This window comes from Niallia sp. MER 6 (genome assembly GCF_023714395.1).
Taxonomy (GTDB): domain Bacteria; phylum Bacillota; class Bacilli; order Bacillales; family Cytobacillaceae; genus Niallia.
Genome location: NZ_JAMAUK010000005.1, coordinates 202814 through 224594, shown reverse-complemented (window position 1 = coordinate 224594; position 21781 = coordinate 202814). Strand labels below are relative to the sequence as shown.

Annotated in this window: 18 protein-coding genes and 2 pseudogenes; 5 read left to right on the top strand and 15 right to left on the bottom strand. The window is 37.1% G+C overall.

The genetic code is table 11. The annotated features are described in order from the left end of the window. Window positions 1–5 precede the first annotated feature (5 nt). The 4 genes from M3600_RS09680 to M3600_RS09665 form a co-directional block, all read right to left on the bottom strand. Window positions 6–1010, bottom strand: coding sequence for a permease (locus tag M3600_RS09680; RefSeq protein WP_251645619.1), 1005 nt, complete (start codon window positions 1008–1010; stop codon window positions 6–8). A 131-nt stretch (window positions 1011–1141) separates the two neighbouring features. Further along, complete coding sequence (locus M3600_RS09675; RefSeq protein WP_233313646.1) at window positions 1142–2062, bottom strand: CobW family GTP-binding protein; 921 nt, start codon at window positions 2060–2062, stop codon at window positions 1142–1144. 130 nt (window positions 2063–2192) lie between these two features. Next, complete coding sequence (locus tag M3600_RS09670) at window positions 2193–2372, bottom strand: H-type small acid-soluble spore protein (protein WP_233313645.1); 180 nt, start codon at window positions 2370–2372, stop codon at window positions 2193–2195. Between the two features lie 135 nt (window positions 2373–2507). Next, window positions 2508–3164, bottom strand: coding sequence for a hypothetical protein (locus tag M3600_RS09665; RefSeq protein WP_251645617.1), 657 nt, complete (start codon window positions 3162–3164; stop codon window positions 2508–2510). A gap of 209 nt (window positions 3165–3373) precedes the next feature. Between M3600_RS09665 and M3600_RS09660 the strand changes: the two genes are divergently transcribed. Both M3600_RS09660 and M3600_RS09655 read left to right on the top strand, forming a co-directional pair. Beyond that, the gene (locus M3600_RS09660) at window positions 3374–4246 is read left to right on the top strand and encodes an SH3 domain-containing protein (RefSeq protein ID WP_237941540.1); all 873 of its coding nucleotides are present in this window, start codon (window positions 3374–3376) and stop codon (window positions 4244–4246) included. A 128-nt stretch (window positions 4247–4374) separates the two neighbouring features. Then, on the top strand, window positions 4375–4608 hold the full coding sequence (locus M3600_RS09655) for a DUF378 domain-containing protein (protein WP_233313642.1): 234 nt from the start codon (window positions 4375–4377) through the stop codon (window positions 4606–4608). A 32-nt stretch (window positions 4609–4640) separates the two neighbouring features. Here the strand turns inward: M3600_RS09655 and M3600_RS09650 are convergent, their stop codons facing one another. The 3 genes and pseudogenes from M3600_RS09650 to M3600_RS09640 all read right to left on the bottom strand — a co-directional run bounded on the left by M3600_RS09650 (window position 4641) and on the right by M3600_RS09640 (window position 8228). Further along, window positions 4641–5936 (bottom strand): globin-coupled sensor protein, encoded by a 1296-nt coding sequence (locus tag M3600_RS09650; protein WP_251645615.1) that lies wholly within the window; start codon window positions 5934–5936, stop codon window positions 4641–4643. Between the two features lie 171 nt (window positions 5937–6107). Continuing rightward, window positions 6108–7430 (bottom strand): sensor domain-containing diguanylate cyclase, encoded by a 1323-nt coding sequence (locus tag M3600_RS09645; RefSeq protein WP_251645613.1) that lies wholly within the window; start codon window positions 7428–7430, stop codon window positions 6108–6110. Between the two features lie 167 nt (window positions 7431–7597). Further along, window positions 7598–8228, bottom strand: a pseudogene (locus tag M3600_RS09640) (polysaccharide deacetylase family protein). A gap of 261 nt (window positions 8229–8489) precedes the next feature. On the opposite strand from M3600_RS09640, the pseudogene M3600_RS09635 reads away from it, so the two are divergent. The 3 genes and pseudogenes from M3600_RS09635 (at window position 8490) to M3600_RS09625 (ending at window position 11072) form a co-directional block, all read left to right on the top strand. Further along, window positions 8490–9250, top strand: a pseudogene (locus M3600_RS09635) (YqcI/YcgG family protein). Window positions 9251–9555: 305 nt separating this feature from the next. After that, on the top strand, window positions 9556–10740 hold the full coding sequence (locus M3600_RS09630; RefSeq protein WP_251645602.1) for an MFS transporter: 1185 nt from the start codon (window positions 9556–9558) through the stop codon (window positions 10738–10740). Window positions 10741–10829: 89 nt separating this feature from the next. Next, complete coding sequence (locus M3600_RS09625) at window positions 10830–11072, top strand: hypothetical protein (RefSeq protein ID WP_251645600.1); 243 nt, start codon at window positions 10830–10832, stop codon at window positions 11070–11072. Window positions 11073–11238: 166 nt separating this feature from the next. On the opposite strand, the gene M3600_RS09620 is transcribed toward M3600_RS09625, so the two are convergent. The 8 genes from M3600_RS09620 to M3600_RS09585 form a co-directional block, all read right to left on the bottom strand. After that, the gene (locus M3600_RS09620) at window positions 11239–11781 is read right to left on the bottom strand and encodes a DUF1697 domain-containing protein (RefSeq protein WP_251645598.1); all 543 of its coding nucleotides are present in this window, start codon (window positions 11779–11781) and stop codon (window positions 11239–11241) included. Window positions 11782–12062: 281 nt separating this feature from the next. Continuing rightward, on the bottom strand, window positions 12063–13346 hold the full coding sequence (locus tag M3600_RS09615) for an SLC13 family permease (RefSeq protein WP_233313635.1): 1284 nt from the start codon (window positions 13344–13346) through the stop codon (window positions 12063–12065). Between the two features lie 519 nt (window positions 13347–13865). Then, a complete protein-coding gene (locus M3600_RS09610) occupies window positions 13866–15032 on the bottom strand; it encodes a sialidase family protein (protein ID WP_233313634.1) in 1167 nt (388 codons plus the stop codon). Between the two features lie 279 nt (window positions 15033–15311). Beyond that, a complete protein-coding gene (gene pdxA, locus M3600_RS09605) occupies window positions 15312–16316 on the bottom strand; it encodes a 4-hydroxythreonine-4-phosphate dehydrogenase PdxA (protein ID WP_251645684.1) in 1005 nt (334 codons plus the stop codon). Then, on the bottom strand, window positions 16264–17598 hold the full coding sequence (locus M3600_RS09600) for a four-carbon acid sugar kinase family protein (RefSeq protein ID WP_251645596.1): 1335 nt from the start codon (window positions 17596–17598) through the stop codon (window positions 16264–16266). Before M3600_RS09600 ends, pdxA begins: the two co-directional genes overlap by 53 nt. A 9-nt stretch (window positions 17599–17607) precedes the next feature. Beyond that, window positions 17608–18771, bottom strand: a complete 1164-nt coding sequence (locus M3600_RS09595; protein ID WP_233313632.1) for an iron-containing alcohol dehydrogenase — start codon at window positions 18769–18771, stop codon at window positions 17608–17610. A gap of 45 nt (window positions 18772–18816) precedes the next feature. After that, a complete protein-coding gene (gene dapA, locus M3600_RS09590) occupies window positions 18817–19716 on the bottom strand; it encodes a 4-hydroxy-tetrahydrodipicolinate synthase (protein ID WP_251645594.1) in 900 nt (299 codons plus the stop codon). A 162-nt stretch (window positions 19717–19878) separates the two neighbouring features. Beyond that, entirely contained in the window at window positions 19879–21636 is a 1758-nt protein-coding gene (locus M3600_RS09585) for a sigma-54-dependent Fis family transcriptional regulator (protein ID WP_251645592.1), read from the bottom strand. Window positions 21637–21781 lie beyond the last annotated feature (145 nt).

The following is a 21781-nucleotide window of genomic DNA, read 5'->3' as shown; positions in this document are numbered from 1 at the left end:
GCAACTCACATAAAATGACCTGCGATTATGGACAATGCAAAAACAATAACGGAAACGACTAAAATAAAGACTGCCACAAATTTAAATTTAAAGGATGCAAGCATAACAAGCGTGTTTTTAAAATCAAGGATTGGTCCAAATACAAGGAAGCCAAGAATCGCCTCTGGTTGGAATGTCTTCGTAAAGGAGACCGCCACAAACGCATCTGCTTCCGAGCATAATGACAGAATATAAGCTAAAGCCATCATAACAGCTGTTCCTTTAAAAACATTTTCCCCAGCCAGTCCATATAAAGTCTCTTGCAAGTATACTTGGGCTATGGCAGCAAACAACGCACCAATAATAAAATATTTAGCGACCGCAAAAAACTCAAAGCATGTGTGATGAAGAATTCCCTTCCATCTAGAATCTCCTTTATTCACATTTACAGGTACATTGCCGACTAAATCTTCCTTATGCATTTTTAAAACATTCTTTTTGGAGAAATAGGCATGCATGATAAAACCGACAATAACAGCGGCAACAATACAAACAATAAACCTTCCATAGACAATCGGCATATTTAAACGGAAAGCATAAAAGGTGCTTCCAAATACGATAAAGTTTAAAATCGGCGCACACATCAGTAAAACGACACCTACATGGACCGGGACCCCTTTTTGAATAAGTCTCCGGACTACAGGAATGATGGCACATTCACAAACAGGAGTAATACATGCTGCAAGTACACCTACAAAAATTGCAGCAATTGGATTTTTAGGAATAATTTTGGCTATCATCGCTTCTGAAACATAAATATTGATAACCGAGGAAGCAATAGCACCAAGCAGGAGAAAAGGCAGGGCTTCTAGGAAAATCGCCAGAAAAACGATAAATATAGACTGAACATCCTCCGTTAGCAGTTGTTGGACAACTGGTAGAGTTGAGACATCTCCGAAGAAAAATAAATACATCAGGAACAGGAATAAGGCAAAGACAATAAAATCTTTTATACTAGTAGGAATGGACATATCTATCTCCTTTAAAAAATTGATATACCTGCTTGTCTATCTTTCTATCATCTACTCTATGCTTATCCTTCTTCTATTATGTCTTTCCTTCCAAAAAGAAATGTCTGCAAGGAACCCTTGCAGACATTTCTTTATATATGAATTTCTTCTTTTTGCAAATCATTGCCTATCAGCACAATTTCTCCTGCAGCTGCAGGCCGCCTTTTGCCAAGATTTTCCCATTCCATTAAACCTGAAGCATATTGGAAATGATACCATTGATTATCTTCCTTGTTTTGCACAATTCCTTTTGCTCTGTAAAGACGCTCTTTATTCTGCTCTAATAATTCCGCAATTTCTTTTTTGGATGCCTGCTGTTTATACGTCAGTTTGACTGCCTTTATATGATGATGATGGTGATGTCCTCCCAAATCCTCTGCAGGAAGCGGAATGGCTGTATCGCTTCCATCTAAATAGAGAGTAACGCCATCTCCGTATGCTGTATGGATAATTGGTGCATGCTTATTGTATTTCCTGATAATTTTTTCTGCTTTTTCAACTGCTGTTTTTTCATTAACCTGATCCATTTTATTTAAAACTATTAAACTTCCTCTTTCAATCTGTTCCTTCTGCAGCTGTCTTACTTCCTTGGAACTCGAGAAGATGCTTGTATACTCTGCGACATGCATGCTGTCTACAACACAGATGCTTTCCTTTAACTTGAAATCGGCAGCAAACCGCTCCTCTTTAAAGGTGTCGATTATCTCTGACGGATTGGCCACGCCAGTCCCCTCAAGGAGAACGACCTCGATTTGCTGATCACGTGCCATTACGGCAACCTCATCTAAAGTCGTGCGCAAATCATCCTTAACAGAGCAGCATACACAGCCATTTAGCAGTTCAAACAGCGACTCACTTTCAAACAAATGCTTTTCTAAATTGGCATTTCCTAATTCATTAAGGATGATTGCATATTTTTTATTTATATTCTTGAAATGCTGCATACACTTTAAAAGAGTGCTCGTCTTCCCGCTGCCTAAAAAGCCATTAATTAAATAGACATCTGTTTTCATAAATTCCTCCTATAAGCACAAATCTTTTTCAAAATGTATGCAGCAGCAATCATTTTTAGTACTGGAGTTTTTTTACACAAAAAAAGCCCGACAATGGGCTTTCCTCTAGTAATTGTGTATACTAAAGCCTTTACATTTCTTTTAAGCTTTCAATATCTACTTCTGTTCTTTCTTCTATGCCGCCCACTAAGTGTACAATGGCCGTCTGATCTTCCTCTTTAATCTCATCAATCCAGATGGATACTCCGTTATATTGGACTTCGATTTCTGCAGGAGAAGATAAGATCTGTTTCGCTCTATTGATGTCCACTTTTTCCACCTACTTTCTTCATCAGAGATTGCCTGCTTAGCTAATTTTATGAACAAATGGTCCATTTGGTTCCAAAAATGGTCATATGCTCCTTTAACATTATGTGATTATTCGTTTTTTTCTATTCAATAAATTTCAATCACTAATTTCTTTATAAACGGTGCCATCGGTATCTGTAATCAGAATTTCAGATTCAATTTTATCTATGCCAATCACAATAAAAGGATTCTTTTCAAGCGAATTATTATAATTGGTGCGAATTTTTATTTCTGTTCGTCCATTACTGTTTTCCACATCCAATAATTCTATCGTGTTTCCTCTCATTTGCTCACCAAGTGTTAAAAATATCCCTTTGCTTCCTTCAAGGATATTAAACATCTTATAACCTCTTATAGATGGATTTCCCTCGATATTATGCAAATGTGTAAGCAGACCTTGACTCTCCACATTCCCTTTGTCGACAACCCAGTAGTTCACTTTATCAAAATAAGTGTACGCCGAAAATACGACTGCGTATAACAGTACAATTAAACAAAGAGTTTTTTTCCAAAAGGAACTCTTTCCTACAATAAAAAAAATAATCGCCATGGAAATGACCCCTATGCTCACTATTCCAAACGGCATTCCTTCAAATCCACCTATAAGAAGGATAGAAACAAGTAACAAGATAATCCCCCCACATAAAACGGACAAACTTCTTTTGACGTTAGGGATACCTTTTCCATACACATATGTAACCAAATAAATGATAATGCCAATAATAAAACCGATTAGTAATAAAGTTGATAACACATTTTCCCCTCCTAGTATAATAACGAACAGATATTTACATATTACACTTCCACTACGCTAAAATCCATAATTTGGACAAAATGTAATAATTAAGTTCACGCTACTGCGGAGAAAATTTTTAGCATAACTTGGAATAAAACATATACTTTTTTCCTAGTTTTTATGATAAAATCTTTTTGGAAAAGAGAGAAAAACTAGGGGGAAGAATATTGAAGAAACTTTTCAAAAAGATTTCATTTCTTATTGTATTAGCATTAGCAGCAAATCTTTTATTCCAGACTGACTTTACAAAAACAGCAAGTGCTGCCTCATCTTACACTTATTACATAAAGTCAACTGCAAATCTATACAGCAGTACAAAAAGCAACGCAAAAAAGCTGAAGTCTATCCCAGTTAACACGAAGCTGACTACAACCAGCGCGAAAAAAGACAAAATGTATAAAGTGAAATTCGACGGCAAAACAGGTTATGTGTATGCATCCAAGCTTTCAACAAAACTTACAAGTGTGACGCTTTACACAAAAGATAACGCCAATTTATATGACAACACATCTAAAAAACAGAAAAAGCTAATATCCATTCCTGTAAACGCTAAACTTGTCACACAATCGGTGATTGGCAGTAAAATGTATAAGGTAACGTATGAAGGAAAAACTGGTTATATTTATTCTTCTAAGCTTGCAGCAAAAAAAGTTAGCAAGGTGCCTTTCGGAAAAACTGTACGTGTTGGCAATTTTACAGTGAAGATAGACAAGCCGATTAACGAATATGGGGAGAGCTATCTATTCGATGGAAATAACAGTTATATCGCATTGCCTGTAACTATTACTAATTATGGAGCAAGGGATTATATTGGCTGGCTTTCTGAAGGTTATGTCAACAACAAATACTATGATGTATTTGATAATTGGTACTTTGCAGTTGATTATGAAGATGAAGAACTAGAAGGTTCCGAGATGCTTTCAAAAGGAAAAAGCTTAAGTGGTTATATCACTTTAAAAATGGCTAAAGGTAAAAATTTAGAGTTTATATATGCAGACAATTATTACGAAAATTTTATTACCTTCTATGGTAAAAACTAATTTTATCCCCCCTTCCTTTATGAGGAGGGTCTTTTTGGATACATTTACCTTTTCACAATATGTTTCACTTTCCTCCATACAGTGTAAATACAAACTAAGAACGAAATACACTAAAAGGAGGAATAGTCATGACAGCATTACAGAAAACAGCATTAGTTCTAACTATTATCGGAGCAATTAACTGGGGATTAATAGGATTCTTCCAATGGGATCTTGTAGCAGCTATTTTCGGCGGACAAGATGCAGCATTATCAAGAATTGTTTATGGACTTGTCGGAATCGCTGGTCTGATTAATATCGGTATGCTTTTCATGTCACCAAAGGAAAAGACATCTGATCAACATGTAAGAACAAACCACTAAAAAATGAGGCTGGCGCTGCCAGCCTTTTTTGTTTATTCCATCTCTTTAGCAATCCATGTTAATTTGTCTGCAGATACAGCCACCTCTTTAAAATCGCTGCCCATTTCATTGATGAGCTGTATGAAAGAAGCAAGTTTTTCATCTATCCTGTTGTTTTGCCCTTTTGTTTCACACATTGCTTCTAAAATATGCTGGAAGTGCTCAGCTGTTTCCTGCATACTTTTATTCCCTTTTGAGATTTCTTCCATGATTTTATCTAAAGAGCTTGTCAGTTTTTCTGTTTGTCCATTTGTATTTTGAATCAAGGTGGCCACATTGGCGACAGATTTCTTCGTATCATCAGAAAGTTTTCTCACTTCTCCAGCAACGACAGAAAAACCTAATCCATGTTCTCCGGCCTTTGCTGCTTCAATAGCTGCATTTAAAGACAAGAGATTGGTTTGTTCCGCAATTCCTTTCACAATATTAATAATTTCAGCCATTTGATTGGTGATAGACAGCAAGACATGCACATCTCCTGTAATTTCATTGACTTTATGGTGAATATTTTCCATTGTGGCTGCTTGCATGTTAATTTGCTGTTTGCCTTGTAATGCTCGCTCCTCTGCCAAATTGGATAAGTCTGCACCTTTTTTTGCGAATATAATCATGTCGTTAGACTGACCAACAAGGTCCTGAAACGATTGATTTGTTTCCTCAGAGATAGCAGCAAGATTTTCTGAAGCCTCTGCTACACTTTGGCGAATAAGCAGCTTTTCCTGTTCCCCTTCCGCTTTAATTCGGTCTGATTCTGCATCATAAGCCTCAAGAACTAATTGCTGTTCCAAGTTTAAAATTTTTGACACAGCCCTAATTAACGGCATATGCTCCTCTTTATTTGGGAAATTATCTTCAATCAACCCAAGCAAGGACAGCAGCAAATCTTGAAATGCACACATATACCATTTCGTCTGCAGTCCAATTTTGACATGAACATGAGCAATTCGTATCCGTTTCTCCAAAAACTCACGATTGATTTCACCGGCAAACATTTCACCTATATGTGTTCGCAGTGTTTTTTTTAAGCGCTCTATAGAGCTGTTATCTTGAATGATTCCAAGCAAAGACGGCTCATTTTCTAAATTTTTATAAAATCTGTCTACAATTCCCTCGATATTATTCAGCACATAGATATGCATCCTTTTAAGCTGGATTAAATCCTCTGCTGTTAAACCTATCATCTGAACTTGTTTGTATACCTCACTGTTTCTAGCAACCTTTAATTCCACATCCCCTAATGTGAATTGTTCAGCTGTTTCTCTTTTCGCTCTTTTTTTCGTTAAAAACAAAGACCCCACCCCTACTTTTTTCCTATATTACACTTAGAATACCATATGATTTCCAGAAGATAAATATCCGGTTATTAACAACTAATAGGTACAAATGTTCATTTTGTTCCTGTTTAAAATTCAAATCTACAAAAATAAACCAGCTTCAAAAAAAGGAAGCTGGTTATATTTTCATACTAAAGCGGATTCTGAATAAAACTGGTATTGACCTCTGCCGTTTTTCTTTGCTTCATATAGTGCTGTATCGGCCATATTCAACAGTGTTTCAATCGTTGACCCGTCATTAGGGTAAAGAGCAACACCCATGGAGGACGATGTTTTTAATACATGGTTCTCATCAATTGCCCAAGGCTCTTTTAAGCTTTCACATAATCTGGAAATGATTTTTTCTGCCTCTTCTTTACTATTCAGCCCTTCAATAGTAATAACAAATTCATCTCCGCCTACTCTAGCAATACTGTCTGTTAACCGCAAATTTTTCTCTATTCTTCTGACATACAGAGCAAGCAGCTTGTCTCCAATTTCATGACCGTATGTGTCATTAATTTGCTTAAAGAAATCAAGGTCAAGAAAGGCAAGGGCAAGCATTTTATTCGTTTGCTCGGACTCTGAAATAAGCCTTGGCAAGTTTTTCATTAAAGAGCGCCTGTTCGGAATTTTGGTGAGGTAGTCCTGATAAGCCATTTCCTCGAGCCTGTGTTCATACTCTTTTCGTTCCGAAATTTCTCTGGAAGCTAAAATGATATAATCAAGTTCCCCGTCGTCTCCTCTTACACAAGAGCCATTTGCTTCAAACCATCTGTATTGACTGGCGGCATCTATTAGTCTAAATTCAAATTTATAATCAACATGTCTCTTTTCCACTACACGATCAAGCCGTTCTTGCATTTGTTTTGCATCAAGTTTGTGGAGAAATGTAAATAAGCTTTCTCCCTTTAAAGGACAGCTGTCAAAGCCGAGAATTCTCTTAAAGGAAGGAGAAACATACTGAATGGAGCCTGCACTATCAACAAGCAAAATAATATCCTTCATCTTTTCCGTAATAACCCGAAATTTCCGTTCACTTGCATGCAGTAATTGCTCTGATTTCTTCCGGTCTGTAATATTGCGAGATACGATAATTAGGTGACTGCGCTGTCCTTCACCATCAAAAACAGGGGTTTTAATGACTTCCCACGTATTTTCCACACCATTTTGATCAACTAATGATTTTTCCATTTTAAGAGAGCTGCCTTTCTCCCAAGCCAATTCATCTGTTGCGTGATTACGAATAAATTTATCTCCCATTTCTGGTATAAGCTCGGCAAGCTCTACATCTGTTTTGCCTTGATAACAGACACCAGCTAGCCGGTATGATTCAATGACCTTCTTATTTGTGAGAATCCATTTGCCGGCACCGTCCTTTACGACAATAAATTCCTCTATTAAATCAATTAACAATCGAAGCTGGGGCTCTTGCAGTTTTAAAAAAGACAGATGCTGTGTGAAGTCCATAAAAATTTCCCCTTCTGTATCTCTACCAAATAGTTCTTTAGTACTAAACATTATATATTTGTCTATTATATGAGCGGAAAAACTGGATAGCAATCTTTATTTCCTTTGTAAATTAATCCAATTTAATACTGCTAGTGTATCCTGTTTCTTCTTATATTTATTATCGTCTAACTGCCTGCTTCTTGAAGCTCATTTACTGTTACGAATATATATCCATCCTTTGATAATGCATCAAGTATCCCTTCTGTTGTATTCCATTCCTCTCCAGTCTTGTCATACATCGGATGAAGAAGAATAATCGATCCTGGTGTGATATTTTCCTTCACATATTGTATCTTGTCTTTTGCTGACTGATAAAACTTGTCAGGCTCTAAATTCCAGGTGATCGTTTCCCTGTTATTTTTTTCAAGAAATATAGGTAACCCAATTAGTTTTTTTCCGTATGGAGGGCGAAAATCAATTTCCCCTTCAAAGCCTGTATCTCGAATTAAGCTATCTGTGCTTTCTATTTCTTCCTTTATATAGGAAGGCAACTTAAAAACCATCCTCTTGTGAGAGTATGTATGATTTCCAATTTGATGGCCTGCATCTGCAATCGCTTCTCCTAATTCCATGTTCTGTTCTAGTTCACTTCCTATTAAAAAAAAAAGTCGCCTTCGCATCATATTCCTCTAATAGCGGCAGAAGTGCTTCGACATTGTTTGTCGGTCCGTCATCAAATGTCAATGCCACTAGCTTTTCCTCCGTATCGATGTGATTTACGATACTCCCAACCAATTGAACAGTGCGTGAATTCATCAGTTTGTAGGCTCCATACACAACTAACAGAACTATTAGTACTAGAATTAAAACAAACGCAAGCTGATTTTTCCGCAATTCAATCACTCCTAATCGCCTAAATGACAAGCAATACTATACATTACCTATTCTTGACCAGCTCTGATAAATCCTCCAACCGAAAGGTCAAATTTATACACGAAATGTACAGACCTAAGTGGACATATTTCCCTTTTGTTCCCAGTTGAATAGAGTATTAGTACCAATTGTGAGGTGATAATGATTAACATTCTATATAATAAAGACTCCTTGCCGATAAACAGCTTAACTAAATGTCAAGAGAAGGCATTAGAAGCTTTTGAAGCGAAGATGACGGATGTGGATAAACCCTTCCCTTGCATACCTGCGGTTATTGGATTTAGAAAAAATCAATTGCGATACGGATTTATCGGCGATCCACGGGTAGAGAGCAGCAGTGTGGAGCTCGGAGAACTGCTGCTCTCTTATACAGAACAGTCCAGGTCATTCGGAAATTATACCTCTCTGATCATTTTCTTCGAAACACCTGATGAGTTAAAAACCGATTGCGGTGTAGAACAATATGAGGAGCTTTTTTGGCAGCAATTAAGCACGCTTGCTGCACTCGATAAAATGGAATGGCCAGAACATATTCCTAAAGACCCGCATCATTCGTTATGGGAGTTTTGCTTTCATGGCGAGCAGTACTTCATGTATTGCGCCACACCTGCCCACAAAATCGGCAAAGCAGATATTTTCCAACTATGATGTTTGCGATTACGCCAAGGTGGGTCTTGAAGGAATTCACTAAAAAACCAACTTTCGCTGAGCGGGTGAAAACAAAAATTCGGCAAAGACTTAAAAACTATGATAAAATCGGCATCCACCCTTCCTTAAACACATATGGAGAGACGGATAATCTAGAATGGAAGCAATACTTTCTCCGCGATGATGAAACAGCCCCCATGAAATGTCCCTACCATCGAATTTTAAAAGCATTACGGATAGAAGAAAAAGATAAGTAAAATTTATAACAGGTCTCTTCCTCTATGGAAAGTGACCTATTTCTGGTTAGCTGGATAGATTATTCCTACCTAAAGCCCTGTCCATTTTGCACTGAACTCTCTAACTAATTTTCAAAGCGAAATTATTGAACATTCATTTTCTTTTGTATACTCTGATATATATATAGATAGTCTCTACATAGAAGGTATAAATACGAAAGGTGAAGTTGTCTTACTCTTTAAAACTTAACGTTAACCACTGCGGTGCAAACTTTGTATTTCAATCTACTGACTAGACAGATAATTCGGAAAGGAGATTTTCATCCATGCAAACTATACAAAGGAACCAAGCATCGCTTATTTTATGGATTGTGGTGTTTTTTTGGTTCGCTCAATATGTATATATCCCTTATCAAACTACCTATCTACTGCTAGCCCATATTTCGAGTAATGTAGTAGGTGCTATTATCGGTGCATATGGAATTTCACAACTTGCCCTACGATTGCCAGTAGGTATTCTTGCTGATCTTAGCAGTAATCATAAGCTTTTTATTATTTTGGGAACATTTTTTGCTGGTACTGCTTCCTTTTTTCGAATTTTGTTACCAGATGAAACGGGCTTTTTAATTGCAAATATATTATCAGGGACAGCAAGTGCAACTTGGATTTCCTTTATGGTATTGTATATGAGCTTTTTTAATAAAGAAGCTCAGACTCGCGCAACGAGCAAGATCATTATGGCTAATAACACTGGGATATTACTAGCATTTGTCACTAGCACCTTCTTGTATGATACTGTCGGCATGATGGTGATTTGCGCCTTTAGCTTAGGAGCTGGCCTTATCGCATGTCTGCTTGCCTTTTTCCTTCGTACAACAAAACCGACCAATCAACCTAAAGTTTCTGTAATGGAGTTATTACAGGTATTAAAAGATAAGAACCTTTTACTTTATTCCTGTTTAGCATTAGTACAGCAAGGTGTGCAAATGGCTACAACCATGTCCTTTACAAATCAAGTTATCCAGGAATTGGGCGCCAAAAATATGGAAATTGGTTTTTCCTCTATCATCTATATGATTTCTGCTGTTTTTTTTGCTAAGCTTGCTTCAACGAAATTCCTTGAGCTGCTCACAAAAAAACAGTGGATCTATTCCAGTTTTTTATTACTTGGCATTTACTGTTTGCTAGTGCCGCAATCTAGTTCCGTTTTAATGGTTTGTTTTTTACAATTAATCCCTGGCATGGGTACGGGTATCTTATTTTCGCTGTTAACTTCTGAGGCGCTCCAATCTATTCCTCAGCAAAAACGCTCAACTGCAATGGGCTTCTTCCAGGCTGTCTATGCCGTTGGGATGACAACTTTCCCGATTATCAGCGGCAGTGTTTATGAGCATGTCTCTATGAAAGCAGCGTTTATATTTCTAGCTGGTACTTGTTTTATTCCCTTTATCATCTCCTTGGTTTTCTCTCGTAAGAAAGCTAGAAAATCACATAAGAGAAATGTGTCTTAGAAGGATAAAAGCTGTTGTTATTATGTATGAATACGTTAAGGTTTAGATAGCATAATCAAATAAGAAAGATTGAAAAAAGGAGGAAAAGGATGAATTTATATGATTATTTAGCAAGCATATTTGACGAGAAATGGGATAAAAACCGACTAGTGGATTATGTTGGTCAAGGACAGCATGAAGAAGTTAAAGATGTCTTAGACAAAGTTAAAACCTTAGAAGAATGGGGTCAATTTGCAGCACATGTTGCCACTGACAGAGGAATAAATATCACTGAAATGGAGTCTTATGATGTTGCTATTATTTTTATAGAGGAATTGCTGCAAGAAGATTAACTAAGTATAATCTATGAAAAATCTCTGCATAACTACTTAAACAGCAATGAATAGGCAGGAAAGAAGCGGTTCATCTTTTTTTGAACCGTTTCTTTGTTCGTATCCAAGATATGTCTTTTCCAACATAAAAATCTTGAATAATCAATGTAACTTGATCATCTGCTAACTAACTGTTTTGTTGCAATAGTTCATATATCTTCCGAGCGGTGTTGACATTTCTAACAGTAACCTGTTTATATAACTTTGAACCAACGATCTTTACCATTCCGCTTTTACTTATATTTTTCTTTTCTGCGGACCATAAAATGGCACCGGGAACATATACCACTCTGTCAATATCTGGTTTGATGACTAGGTTTTTTAGTACAGATTCATCATCGATTTCATCCCATAAAAACAATACATCACTTTTCATGTCTTTGTCATTTCTCCAAGTGTCTGGAATAGAATGAATGATTGCTTTGAAGTCATCAAAGCTGCATATTAATACATTAATTTTCAATCCGAAATCAGAGTGAATCGCTTCCTCCAAAATGCGTGATAAATCCGTTTTTGAAGTGCTTATCGATGAAAAAATGATATTTCCTGTATTGATATATGTGACCAGATCATTCATCCCTGCTTGTTCAAAAGTCTGTTTAAGCAGCTTCATGTCCATTTTATTTTTTCCACCAACATTTATCCCGCGAAGAAGAGCGATATATATCATAGTCATCTTCCTTTCGAATATTTACTTATTAACTCATTATATCTAAATGACTATACCGGTTAAACTTCTCTTTTGTTGTAAAAGCGAAAGTTTCTTTTGTAGAAGAAAGCCGAAATGCTCCTTTTCTATATAATAAAAAATGTCTAATCCCATATGCATCCTAGGTTTAGACATTTTCACAAATGTGTTGAATCCGCTTTCAAACAATGGCGCTCTTTAACATTCACAATTTAAATATAATTCTATCGCTTCTTTTCTTCTCTATTCCAACTTACGCCTTATCAGTTTACAGGGAACATAAGAATAGCACCGACACATAGTGCAAAGATACGAATTAGATACATAGGTACTGTAAATAACCAGAACTGTGGAAGCTTATATTTACCCATTCCTAAGATCATCGCAGGCATACCATCGACTGGCATATATCCGCCGTTCCATCCAGATACTACAACTGCAATTGCGGCCGCAGCAGGATTAAGTCCCAAACTAATGCTCGTTGCAATAGCGATAGGTGCAAAGATGTATACAGCACCCATATTTGAACCAGTAAAAGTAGCACAAGTACTAGTTAGAAGTGCGAAAATAAAGATAAGAAGGAATGGATGAATATCTGTACCCAATGAATTCGCCACAAAGTCACCAATCATTGCTGTAAATCCAGAGTTAGCCAAAGCGTCAGCAACGCCGATAACGCCAGCCATCATAAGAATTACAGGTGCACCCATATTATCGCGGACTTCCTTGAAGTCAAGCACGTTAATTATTAGTAAAAATGCTCCTGCAAGGCCAGGAATTACATAGGCGGCATTGCCCAACACGTTCATAAGCATCATACCAATTACACTTAGGATAAATGCTGCGATGGTACTGTATTCTTTCCATGAAGGCATCGTGACAATTTCTGTCGTAACCGCGACTTCACTATATCCAGAATCTTCTGTAATCGGATGATCTGGTAAAAGACGATAAGCAATCAAACTCCATGCTAAGAAACCAATAGCCAAAATAAAATTCACTACAGCAAATTTTGACATAGAAATCCCGCCAGTATAACCTGCTGTTTCCAGTACGCTTACCGTAACACCATATAAGAGAGCTACATTGAAAGGGAGTAAAGGATGGTTAGTAGCAAATCCTAAAGGCATCATCAGTTTGGACGTAGGCATTTTTTTATTATAAGGGATTGTAGCTATCAACGATAGAATTAGTACATAGTAACCAGTAGAACCGGTACCTGCTAAACTAGCCCCAAGCATAACTACTACTAGTAAAAAAGCATAGCTTTTATAACCGCCCTTATTCACTAATTTGAGCATAGAAGATTGAACCTTACTAATCAAGCTAGTCTTCATTAGTCCTGCCATAACAACCATAAAACCAGCAACCATGATAACGCTTGGATTTACGAAGCCGGCGAAAGCCTCCTGAACAGTAGACAAACCGGTGACTACTAGCAGAAGGGAGGCCAGGATTGGTGGTGCGCCGAAGGCAAATTTATCTGACATGATCATGACAATCATCAGAATCAAAATACCAAGGGCAAGAATCATTTCCATTGTCATTTTTTGTTTCTCCTCTCTTAAATAATGACAGTATGCTTATATTTCAAACTATCAAGGTCTCTAAGTCTGCCTTAAACAGCTGCTTATTTCTGCACACCAAATTCTGCTCGGTAATGCGAACATATTTCTCAAGGTTAAGATAGCTAGGCAGATGAAATGCACCATCAGATGTTTGCATCAAGTAATGCCATTCATGCTGGCGGTTATTCTCTGTCTTATCAGCATAAAGAGCTTAAACATCAACCTCAAATAGTCTGATTAGAGCAGTCTTGACCAAGTACCTTTTCCTATATTGGAAAAACAATAGCATGTAGAAACCTGCTAAGATGTTTAACAATCTTAGTCGGCGTTAAAGTCTTAAGCTCCTGTCAGGGAGTTACAGCGGTATTGATACTAACCTATTATGTTTACGCTTACAAACAAACGGAAAAAACATTCTCCTTTTATATCAGTCCCCTACTCTGTTCACTCATTAGGTAAGGGACTAATTTAAGCCTGTATAGAAAGGAAACTACCAATCTAACTTATTTCTCCCGATGTAGGATTGTAAACTCCTTCATTTTCCCGTTTTTCACCATAGATATCTTGAATTGAAAAACTGTTATATTTGACACATATTCTATTTTTATAAGCGTAGACTAAATGTAAAATCCCTTTTACATCTTGATAAATCGTAGGATATTCAAATTGTGAATTATTCGTTTTATTCTCTGCTCCGATGAAACCTTCTGCGTGTTCAATAATTCGACCGATAGGCCAAGTATTTCCGCCATCTTCAGACACAGACACGACTACTGGGTTTCTTAATCCAGGCCATGCTACTTTGCCTTTTTCAGGGTTTTGAGCTGAGTTTGCATTATAGGCAATTGCGATGGCATTGTTATCAAGTTTGATTGCACTTATACTTGAATTATTATTTGGTAAGATGGTTGGCTCAGGCACTGTCCAAGAATCTCCATAATCTGTTGATTCACTTCTATAAATATAATCAGCAAATCTACTTCTCATAAATGCCACTAAATGGCCATCTGCTAATTCTATAACATTAGCATGTACTCGTCCGTTACTGTCAGGCATGCGTACTTCTTTCCATGTTAATCCTTCATCATCTGATACTTGAAATACTGTAGGATCGTTTGTAAGTCCTAATTCTGAATCCTCACAAACCCATGTGCTGAATATCCATCTACCATTACTTAATACTTGAATAGCTTGTCGAGCAAATGTCCCTTGTTGGCTGAACAATACTTCTGGTTTTGTCCAATTTTCACCATTGTCGTATGTTTTCTGATATTTAATAATGGATGTAAACTGCATATTATCTTTATCTGGTTGGCGACCTTCCTGAGATGTATAGATTAACCATACTGATGAATCAGGTGCTTGGAAGAATGATGGGTTTTGCTCACTGCGAGTATCATCTTGCGAAATAATTTTCGGTTCCTTCCACTCTAGCGTATCATGATTAAATTTCGATAATACTATGGAAATATCAGGACTGCCTTCAAACGAACCTGCAAACCATGCACATAATAAATCTCCATTGTCTAGCTTAATAATAGTTGGTGCATGTGCTGTTGAAAAAGGCCCTGATGGAATGAGAGAAAAATCAATATTTGTATAAGCATCATGATATAATTTACCATTTGGAATGGACTCATTTATTACTAATTTATTATTACCCATACTAATCACCTTATCTTTTTAATTAAATTTCTATTTTAATATCCGCTCTTCTAGGATAAACAGTATTTGCTATGCAGGTACCCTTTAAAAGTTCTCTACCAGACTATTATCCACCATAAGTAAGGGGTTACATATTTACATACACTGTTCTATTGAATTTTGTATCGATACCATATGGGGAACTTAAAATTTCCTAGTTGCTAAAAATTAAAATAAAGCCATTTACTTGAGGAAATTACACTTTAAGTCCCCTTGTACTAATTAATAGGTATCAAATTCTTATTTGCAAACTTCTTTTGGCGACAATTCAGCGGCAGATTGGATGGCTGCGAGCATACTTCTTTCATCAGCTATATTTTTTCCAGCAATATCAAATGCAGTACCATGATCTACAGAGGTACGAATAACTCCGCCATTTAAACCAACCGTTATATTAACACCCTCTTCTAATCCTAATACTTTTATTGGCACATGGCCTTGATCATGATAACAGGCGACGACCAAATCAAAATCACCACGAACTGCACGGAAAAACACGGTATCAGCAGGGTGTGGACCGCTTACATTTATTCCCTCAGCACTTGCTTGCTCAATTCCCGAAACTAGTTTTTCTTCCTCTTCCCCTTCACCAAACAAGCCATTTTCACCTGCATGTGGATTGATACCGCAAACCGCAATTCTTGGATTTGTATAACCTGCACGTGTTAATGTTTCATGAGCAAGCTTTACTACTTTATACGTTCGTTCTGGTGTAATCGACTGAACTGCTTTAATCAGACCAACATGTGTGGTCAAATGAATCACTTTCAATTTAGGTGATGATAACATCATCGAATAATCCACCGTTTCCGTTAATTCTGCAAGAATTTCGGTATGTCCTGGATATAGATGTCCTCCCTTGTGAAGCGCTTCTTTATTTAATGGTGCGGTACAGATTGATTGTATCTCTTTATTCTTTGCCAATTCAACAGCTGTCTTTAAATATTGAAAGGCTGCATCTCCTGCTTGTGGCGACAATTCTCCAAAAGGCAAGTCAGCAGGTAGTAAATCCAGATCCATACAGTCAATTGTACCGAATTCAAATTTGCTATCAGTGACAGATGCAACTGCTGCTACAGTTAATGGTGCTTGAGTAATACGAATGGCTCTTTCAATCATTTTCGCGTCCCCAATCACAACTGGTCTGCATATTTCGTACACAGCTGGATGGCCTAATGCTTTCACGATAATCTCAGATCCCACTCCTGCGGCGTCGCCCATGGTAATCCCTATAATCGGCCTCATCATAATCCCTCCCATGAAGTTTATAAAGTGCTTTTAACATGACTTCCTTTGAGCCAAAGTTCCCAGCCTTTGTAACTATAAAAAATTCTTTATCAGTGGATACCCGGCCAAGCGGGATACCAGATTCTACTTCATCCAGTAATATAAATTCTTTTGCATTTAATTGTAGGAAAACTTGCTGAGCAGTATCTCCACCAGTTAAAAATAAATATTTTAAATCATGAATAGAGATGATTTCTGCTGCTAATTCACCTAATCTCATGGAAATAATATTGCTAATTTTAACAGCATCATATCCCAGTTGCTCGCCAATGTTACGGGTTTCATTCACATTATTCGAAGAGTATAAAACTACATTTTTCCCTTGAAATAAAGCCTCTTTAGCCTCAGACAGAATTCGCATTAATTCCATTGCCTTTAATTCTTCGTCCTGTAAGACTTTAGCCGAATTCATTTCCAGTCCAACCGTTTCCGAATTGTTCAAAAGATGCTGCAGCTGGATTCTGCCTGTTTCACTAACACTGCCAACAACTAAGAGAACAGGTTCAGTATGGATAGGCAGAGGAAGCGTTTTTTCGACTTGTTTCATCCCGTAAATCTCCGGTAAATAATTCATTAGACCAGCAGAACCAACCCAAACGACGGAGAAATCAGTCTGGTGAATCAATTCGACAAGTTTTTCCAAATCAGACTCTTGCGCAGAATCAACTGTAATATAAGAGATCTGATTGTTCTTACAGGAAACCAATTTTTCCATGATAGTGTCATGCCCTTGATGAATCTCTTGAAAGGTAATATGCTCTACCTTCCGCTTTGATTGATTTTCTATCAATCTTTTAATCTCTGAATCCCGGACAGGTGTTTTTGGATCCTTTGCCACCTCGGTATTCTCCAATTTAACAGAATTTAGATAATGAATCCCATTGATGACTTTACGCCCATTCACTGGAAAGGCAGGAGCAATGATCACGAAATCCGGGGAAAAAGAATCAAAGATGGCATTGATTTCCTCCCCAATATTCCCTCTCATGGTCGAATCAATCTTTTTATAGATTACGTCTACTGGATCTGATTTTATCGTGTCACATACCTTTTTCACGCTTTCATAAGCCTCATGCCCGGTAACAGAGCGGCTGTCTGTATTGTAAATAACTGCGTCATAGTCACTCATTTTTTCAGAATGTTCCTGCACCATTACGGACACCTTTAAACCGAAACGAATAAGCTGCCCTCCACAATCACTTGCTCCCGTTAAATCATCCGAAATAACTGATATTCTCATAATCTAGCATTATAGCAGCTGGCGATAAATCGCTTCAATATCTGCTACACTTAATTTTTTTGGATTATTATTTAACAAACGGGTGACTTGTGAAGCTGATACAGAAATTTCCGGCAATTCTTCCTCTTTAACACCATAGCTTTTAAGATCTTGAGGGATTTCTAACACATTGGTCCACTCAACGATTTTTTCGACAACTTTTTCTGCCACTTGGCTATTGGAAAGACCTTCAGTACTGATTCCCATAGGTTCAGCAACTAAAGCCAATCGGTCCGTTATTGCATCCATATTGTATTTCATGACATGTGGAAGGAGCATAGAATTTGCCACACCATGAGGAATTTTATATTTTCCGCCTAAAGGATAGGCCAAAGCATGTACGGCTGCTGTTCCTGCACTTGTTAAAGCCATCCCGCCATACATAGACCCTACCAGCATTTTTTCTCTTGCATCTATTGATTCTCCATTTTGATAAGCTTCCACAATGCTGGAAGAGATTAAACGGATTGACTCTAATGCAAACATATCACTGATTGGATTTGCCTTTGTTGAAATAAAGGATTCTAAAGAATGAGTAAAAGCATCCATTCCTGTTGCAGCCGTGATTGGCTTAGGTAATTTTAAAGTGAGCACAGGATCAAGGATAACTAGTGTCGGAAGTAAATACTTACTTACAATACCAACCTTTAATTCTTGGTCAGGTAGGGTAACGATTGCATTTGGTGTAACTTCAGCACCAGTTCCGGAAGTGGTTGGAATTAAAATTGTCGGAACTCCTGGATTCGCCACAAGGTCAGTCCCCAATAGCTGCTCAACGGATGCATCATTTGTTTTTAACACAGAGAGAATTTTTGTTGTATCAAGAACACTTCCCCCGCCAATACCAATTAATACATCATAATTATTACTTGCCGTTGCTTCAAAAACTTGTTCAATATTTTCTAATGTTGGTTCAGGTAAAATATTTGTATTAGTATCAACAGATATTCCTTTCTCTTTTAACGGATTGACTATTTGTTCAACAAAACCTAAATCCACCATCGGCGGCTGTGTAATAATCAGTGCTGATTTCACCTCTACTCCTAGTAGGTTTAATTTTTCTCCAAGCAACTGAAGTGAGTTTGGACCTGCGACAATATTTTGCGCAGTTTGAAATTGATAAATCGTTTGCATTTCCATCCACCTTTCTAATTTCATTATGATTGTGTTTTACTATCGTTATTTAACAATCGATTCTTTTCGTTGTTTATACCAATCCACCATTTCAGTGACTATTTCTAGCGCATCTCCTGATACTTCAGATACAGGCATTTTTGGTGGACCTACTGGAACACTGTAAAGTTCTACCGCTTTCTTTAATACAGAAGGCAAGGTACCATGTTTAAAGGTGTCACGAAGAGGCTGTAGCTTTTCTTGATTTTCCTTCGCCGCTTCTATATTTCCTTCTAACCATTTGTCGTAAATTGCAACTACTACATCCGGAACCATATTGGCTGTCGCAGCAACTGCTCCTTTTCCACCAGCTTGTAAGGTTTGGAGAATTAAAGAATCTGTACCAGCAAAAACCGAAAAATCTTCATCCTTTGTTGCATTAATGTAATTCTCAATGTTGGCAAAGTTGCCGCTGCTATCTTTGATTCCGACAATATTCGGTACTTTAGCTAGTCGTGAAACAGTTTCTGGCTCAAGATTAACCCCTGTTCTAGCCGGGATATTGTACAGTAGAATCGGCAAGGAAGTACTCTTTGCTACCTTTTCAAAGTGAACAGCCATTTCCGCTTGTGATGGCGATATAAAGAACGGAGTAATCACGGACAAAGCATCAGCGCCCAACTGCTCCATTTTTTGTGATAAATCAATCGTTTCCTCTGTACTATTACCGCCTGTACCAACGATTACAGGTACTCTTCCATTTGCTTCCTCAATGACAATTTTGGCAAATGTTAATTTTTCTTCCTTATTCAGCAGGTGAAATTCCCCGTTTGTCCCAAGAATGAAAAGCCCATGTACACCTGAATCAAGCAAATGGTTTGTTAATTGTCTTGTAACAGAATCGTTGACTTTTTGTTCTATCGTTAATGGAGTCAACATAGCTGGAATAATCCCTTTTAGCTCCATATCCTTCCACCTTCCAATTCAATTGTTTATTTTTTAAACAGTTATAAGAACGCTTACATGTTGAATTATAGATTATATTGTTTATTTTCACAATATTTATCTTAAATAAAATAATAAAAACATCAAAACTGTTTAATTTTGAAACAGTTTTGATGTTTTTATTTACAATTCCTTCAATTTTCGCCATAAAGTTGTTCGGTTAATGCCCAGCCTCTCAGCTGTTTTAGTTTGGTTCATACCTTCTTCCTGCCAAACCTGCCTGATAATTCTCTGTTCTATTTCCTCTAACGTACCTATTAGGTTTAGCTGAGCCATTTCCGTTTCTTTTAACTTTGTATTTAAAATATGACTTATATCTTCTTTTTCAATAAAAGGTCCATTTGCTAACAGCACCGTTTCATTTATCACTTGTTTCAATTGAGTTATGTTTCCTGGCCAGCTATAATTCTCTAATTCCTCAATAGCTTCATTCCGAATCCCTGCAATTTGTTTGCCGTATTTTGTATTCGTTTCATTAATAAAAATACGAGCGAGATGATCAATATCTTCTTTTCGCTTTGATAACGGCGGAAGAGTTAATGTCAGTCGGGCAAGCAAAAAATATAAATCACTTGAGAACGCACCAGTTTCAATCATGGTCAAAATACTCTCTCTTGATGATGCAATAATAGGCGACTTCAGGTTATGCTTTATAAGAAAAGACAATAGATCCTTTTGAATCGATAAAGAAATGGTATCGATATTTTTGAGAAAAATAGTTCCATTCTCATTGGAGGCAAGCAGACCTTCATCCTCCAACAACCATTTCCATTGTTCTTCATTTACAAGAGAACAATTTATTGTCAGCAGGGGTAAAGTATGTTTGGAACGATGGAAATGGATATAATGAGCTAATTTCCCCTTCCCTGTCCCTTTTTCACCGCTGATCCAGATCGATTCCTTTTTATCACTAAATTTTTCAGCTGATTGAATAATCTTTTTCATCTGGTTATTTTTTATAAAAGAAGATTTAATCGGGCTGGAATTCATCACTGAAGAAATAATGGTTATACCATCAGAAAGCTTTTTTTGAGTAGATGTCACTCTTTGTAACCGGAACAAAACTAGCGGAAGTTCAAATCCTTCCAATTCGGTCCCCTTTACCTTCCAAAAGACATTATCACTTTCAATTAGAGAGGAATATTCACCTTTTGAAATAACTTCTGTCACTGCCTCCTCGATTTCGACAGAAGCTTTAAAGGTTTTTTTAAATTGTTCAGTGAAACATGTATTAGAGTAGACACTATTAAACTTTGCATCAAACACAACAAAGCCATCTTCTTCTTGAAGAATTTGTTCGGCAATCGATAATTTTCTTCTTAGTATGGAAAAATAATGGTGTATTTTTTTTGCATTTTGAAAAGCCTTTAAGATGCTTTCTTTTCCAGACGTAATTAATACTCCATTTAATCCAAGATTTTCTGCTTCCTTCACAGTAATGGCATCACCAATAATGACTTCATATCCTTTTTTCAGCAACTGCTTTAACGTTGGCTGTACTTCCTCCTCCTTAGAAATAACAAACGGGGAAATATCCATTTCAAGTAGTTGGCAAACTGTTGCTGCTCCTTCCGATATCGGCGGAAAGCCAACAATTGCAGCCTTACCAGGATAGTCTTTTACAAGGGTTAACACTCGGAGCATGTCATATCCGGAAACTTCAATTTCAATAACAGGAATGGATACTTTCTTTTGGATGAGTTCTGCTGTCCCCCCGCGGCTGATAATAATATCAAACCCTTGTTCAGCTGCGCGGCTGGCAAGCTTAACTCCTTTCTCTAAATCTCCAACCTCTACATGTATCTCAAAATCTTGATTACGTCCTAATTCTATGATTAATTCTTTTAACCCCTCATAGGGGGCAATCGCCAAAACCTTCATTTAACATCACCTTCTGTTGCATTATTAAACAACCTTTATCTTTACTATACCAAAAATCAAGTTGAATTGTTTATTTATTAAATAATTTCTTAGAAATTTGCGTTGATTACTAGAAATTTTGCTCATAAACAAAATAGGCACTTTC